Source organism: Micromonospora yasonensis (assembly GCF_026013475.1).
GTDB lineage: Bacteria > Actinomycetota > Actinomycetes > Mycobacteriales > Micromonosporaceae > Micromonospora > Micromonospora yasonensis.
This window is the reverse complement of record NZ_JAPDPH010000410.1, coordinates 1-2673: the sequence shown is the minus strand read 5'-3', so window position 1 is coordinate 2673 and position 2673 is coordinate 1. Positions and strand designations below refer to the sequence as shown.

Below are 2673 nucleotides of genomic sequence, written 5' to 3'. Positions count from 1 at the left end.
CCACCCCGGCGCTGTCGCACGCCATCCTCATCCACAACCGCGGCCGGACCACCGGGCTCGCCGACGGCATCGTGATCACCCCGTCGCACAACCCGCCGGACGACGGCGGGTTCAAGTACAACCCCACCAACGGCGGGCCGGCCGACACCGACGTCACGAAGTGGATCCAGGACCGCGCGAACGCCATCCTCGCCGCCGGGCTCAAGGAGGTGCAGCGCATCCCGTACGCGCGGGCCCGCGCCGCCGACACCACCGGGGAGTACGACTTCCTCGGCCGGTACGTCGACGACCTGCCCGCCGTGCTGGACATCGACGCGATCCGCGCGGCCGGGGTGCGCGTCGGCGCCGACCCGATGGGCGGGGCGAGCGTGGCGTACTGGGGGGAGATCGCCGAGCGGCACCGCCTCGACCTCACGGTGATCAACCCGACCGTCGACCCGACCTGGCGGTTCATGACCCTCGACGGCGACGGCAAGATCCGCATGGACTGCTCCTCGCCGAACGCGATGGCCTCGCTGATCACCGCCCGCGACCGGTTCCAGGTCTCCACCGGCAACGACGCCGACGCCGACCGGCACGGCATCGTCACCCCCGACGCCGGCCTGATGAACCCCAACCACTACCTGGCGGTGGCGATCGGCCACCTGTTCCGGACCCGCGACCAGTGGGGCCCGGCGGCGGCCGTCGGCAAGACCCTGGTCTCTTCGTCGATGATCGACCGGGTCGCCGCCGACCTGGGCCGCCCGCTGCTGGAGGTGCCGGTCGGCTTCAAGTGGTTCGTGCCGGGCCTGCTCGACGGCGCGGTCGGCTTCGGCGGCGAGGAGAGCGCGGGCGCCTCCTTCCTGCGCCGCGACGGGAGCACCTGGACCACCGACAAGGACGGCATCCTGCTCTGCCTGCTCGCCTCGGAGATCATCGCCACCACCGGGAAGACCCCCAGCCAGCACTGGACCGAGCTGGCCGAGCGTTTCGGCGCCCCCGCGTACGCCCGGATCGACGCCCCGGCCAGCCGCGAGGAGAAGGGCGTCCTCGCCAAACTGTCCCCCGAACAGGTGACCGCGACCGAGTTGGCCGGCGAGCCGATCACCGCCGTCCTCACCACCGCCCCGGGCAACGGCGCGTCGATCGGCGGGCTGAAGGTGACCACCGAGTCGGGCTGGTTCGCCGCCCGGCCGTCGGGGACCGAGGACGTCTACAAGATCTACGCCGAGTCGTTCCAGGGGCCCGACCAGCTGACCCGGATCCAGGAGGAGGCGAAGGCCCTGGTGAGCGAGGTGCTCAAGCAGGCCTGACGCGTCCGGGGCGACCGCCGTCACTCTTCGTGTTGTACCTCGTTGCTCAGGGTGTCCGATCGGGGTGGGCGCGGCGGTGTCCTGACGCGGGCCGCGTGCCCCCGCAGCGCCGGAAGCAAGGGGGGCCCGTGCCCAGCCGCATTCGCACAGTCGTCGGGATGGCCCGTGACCGGTGGGCCGGTGCCCGCGATCCGGAGGCATTCGCCAGATCCATCGGCGTCAACCTGGCGGGCCGGGTGAAGTTCTACGGCATCAGCCGGTGGATGTTCGGCTCGGAACCCTGGCTGATCACCCTCGGGGACGGCGTCTGCGTCGCCGCGGGCGTGCAGTTCGTCACCCATGACGGCGGCGTGTTGAACCTGCGCAAGGAATACCCCGACCTGGAGTGGACCGCCCCGATCGTGGTGGGTGACGACACCTTCCTCGGGATCCGTTCGCTCATCCTGCCCGGGGTCACCATCGGCAGGCGGTGCGTCATCGGGGCCGGTTCGATCGTCGGTCGGGACATCCCGGACAACACCGTGGCGGCCGGGGTGCCGGCCCGGCCGATCCGGACCACCGACGAGTACGTGGCCCGGCTGCAGGCGAAGTCGCTGGGCATCGGTCACCTTCCCGCCCAGGCCAAGGCGGAGGCGATCAAGCGGATCTACGGCATCACCACACCGTGACGGCCTCGCGATCCGTCGAGGTCAGCGGGGTGGTGGAAGCTCCCGCCGGTTCAGCTGCTCGCGGATCCCGTCCGGGAGCAGTTCCCGCAGTTGCTCGGGAAGCAGGGGCAGGTCGAGCAGGCTGAGCTTGAGTTGGTTGCGCTCCTGGTGGCGGCGCGGGTCGAGGCGTACCACCTGGCCAGCGTCGCGGCGGTAGCGCACGACCAGCGCGCCCCCGGTGGCCGCGTCTCGGATCACCAGGCCGTCCATCTCCACCGCCACGGGAGCGGAGTCGGAGCGGAGCTCCAGGTGGATGGTCTCATCGGGGGAGAGCACCACCGAGCGGGAGATGCCGGCCATCGGTGCGGAGGGCGTCACCACCACCGCCTGCGCCGCCGGGGAGACCAGCGGGCCGCCGGCGGCATAGCTGTACGCCGTCGAGCCGGTCGGGGTGGCGACCACCAGCGCGTCGCAGCGGTAGTACCCGTAGCGCTGACCGTCCACCGCGAGTGTGGCGACGACAAAACCGGCCCCGGGCTGCCGCACGAGCGCCACGTCGTTGAACGCCACCACGTCGTCACCGCACACGTCGCAGGCCAGACAGGCGTGCGACTCGATGGTGAAGTCGTGCGAGATGAGCCGGTCCAGCGCCTCCGGCAGCTCCGGCGGCTCTACCTCGACCAGGAAGCCGAGCCGCCCCAGGTGCACCCCGAGCACCGGCTTCGGGTTGCGGA

General features: G+C 71.6%; 3 protein-coding genes. 2 read left to right on the top strand and 1 reads right to left on the bottom strand.

Going from position 1 to position 2673, the window contains the following annotated elements:
• Window positions 1-1292 (top strand): phosphoglucomutase (locus ONA70_RS35865; protein WP_265010915.1); only part of this gene is annotated, 1292 nt, incomplete at its 5' end.
• Window positions 1293-1450: 158 nt separating this feature from the next.
• Window positions 1451-1960 carry an acyltransferase gene (locus ONA70_RS35860; RefSeq protein ID WP_265010914.1) on the top strand — a complete coding sequence of 170 codons (510 nt, stop codon included), beginning with the start codon at window positions 1451-1453 and terminating at the stop codon, window positions 1958-1960.
• A 21-nt stretch (window positions 1961-1981) separates the two neighbouring features.
• Here ONA70_RS35860 and ONA70_RS35855 read toward each other — a convergent pair.
• Window positions 1982-2673: NAD(+)/NADH kinase (locus ONA70_RS35855; protein WP_265010913.1), on the bottom strand; the 692-nt coding region annotated here is incomplete at its 5' end.

Excerpts from the sequence above, each read along its gene's own strand:
- ONA70_RS35860 (WP_265010914.1), top strand. The coding sequence starts at position 1,451 with ATGGCCCGTGACCGGTGGGCCGGTGCCCGCGATCCGGAGGCATTCGCC.